Raw genomic sequence first — 1,830 nt, forward strand, 5'->3', positions numbered from 1 at the left:
AAGGCCCTGGAGGTCCAAGGAGCCTCCACCGCCGACGGCGCCAACATCGTCCAGTACGACGACTGGGGCGGCGCCAACCAGCAATGGCAACTCGTCCCGGTCAACGGCACCGGCGGCGGGAATTACGCCAACCCGGTCGTGTGGCAGGACTTCGCCGACGGCGACATCATCCGGGTGGGCGACGCCTACTACTACTCGGCCTCGACCATGCACTACTCGCCCGGCGCGCCGATCCTGCGCTCCTACAACCTGGTCGACTGGGAGTACGCCGGGCATTCCGTGCCGCGGCTCGACTTCGGCTCCGGCGCCTACGACCTCAGCGGCGGCCGGGCGTACGTGAAGGGCATCTGGGCCTCGGCCCTCAACTACCGGCCAAGCAACGGCACCTTCTACTGGCTCGGCTGCGTCGAGTTCAACCGGACCTACGTCTACACCGCCTCCGCCGTGGACGGCACGTGGACCAAGCGCTCACAGATCAACAACTGCTACTACGACGCCGGCCTGCTGGTCGACTCCGACGACACCATGTACGTCGCCTACGGCAACAGCACCATCAGCGTGGCCCAGCTCTCGGCCGACGGCCTCAGCCAGGTGCGCGCGCAGCAGGTGTTCCAGACGCCGGGCAACGTCGGCACCCTGGAGGGGTCCCGCTTCTACAAGCGGAACGGCTACTACTACATCTGGCTGACCCGCCCCGCCAACGGCCAGTACGTTCTCCGCTCGACCTCGCCCTGGGGCCCGTACGAGATGCGCCAGGTCCTGCTCGACCTGCCGGGCCCCGTCGCCGGGGGCGGCGTCCCGCACCAGGGCGGCCTCGTGCAGACCCAGAACGGCGACTGGTACTACATGGCCTTCGTCGACGCCTACCCCGGCGGACGCGTCCCGGCCCTGGCGCCGATCACCTGGACCGGCGACTGGCCGGTCGTGCAGACCGTCAACGGCGGCTGGGGCGTCAACTACCCGAAGCCGAACATCCAGACCAGCCGGACCGTGTCGTCCATGATCGGCCCGGACGCCTTCACCTCGGCCACGCTCGGCCCCCGCTGGGAGTGGAACCACAACCCCGACACCAGCCGCTTCTCCACCGGCAACGGCCTGCGCCTGCAGACCGCGACCGTCACCGGCGACCTCTACGCCGCCCGGAACACGCTGACGCACCGCATCCAGGGCCCGTCCTCGACGGCGACGATCGAGCTCGACCACTCCCAGATGGCCGACGGCGACCGCGCCGGGCTGGCGATGCTGCGCGACCAGTCGGCATGGATCGGCGTCAAACGCGACAACGGCGTCAGCCGGGTCGTGATGACCAACGGCCTGACCATGAACGGCTCGTGGCAGACCACCGGCACCGGCGCCGAGGCGGCGAGCGCGAACGTCCCGGGCGGCCGGATCTGGCTGCGGGTCACCGCCGACATCCGGCCCGGGTCCGGCCGTCAGGCCCGCTTCTCCTACAGCACCGACGGCAGCACCTTCGTGGGCCTCGGCCCGGCCTTCACGCTGAACAACGCCTGGCAGTTCTTCATGGGTTACCGCTTCGGCATCTTCAACTACGCCACCAAGTCCCTCGGCGGCGCGGTCACCGTGCGCCGCTTCGACCTCACCACCCCCTGACACGGCATCGGAGCACATGGTGAAGAAACTGGTGAAGAGACACAGCCCCCTGACCGTCCTCGCGACGGTGGCCGTCCTGCTGGCGAGCCTGTTCGTCGCCGTCCAGCCCGCCGACGCGGCCACCGTCGACACCAACGCCTGGTACGTCCTGGTCAACCGCAACAGCGGCAAGGCCCTGGACGTCTACAACCTGTCCACCGCCGACGGCGGCCGCATCAC

General features: G+C 69.3%; 1 protein-coding gene and 1 pseudogene. Both read left to right on the top strand.

Annotated features, from left to right (window positions below):
* Positions 1-1,611, top strand: a 1,611-nt coding sequence (locus tag AB0J71_RS49910; RefSeq protein ID WP_364421483.1) for a family 43 glycosylhydrolase, incomplete at its 5' end; no start/stop codon positions are given.
* Between the two features lie 67 nt (positions 1,612-1,678).
* Positions 1,679-1,830 (top strand): annotated as a pseudogene (locus AB0J71_RS49915) (alpha-L-arabinofuranosidase); the annotation flags it as partial.

The sequence above is a fragment of the Nonomuraea sp. NPDC049637 genome (assembly GCF_040675235.1).
GTDB lineage: Bacteria > Actinomycetota > Actinomycetes > Streptosporangiales > Streptosporangiaceae > Nonomuraea.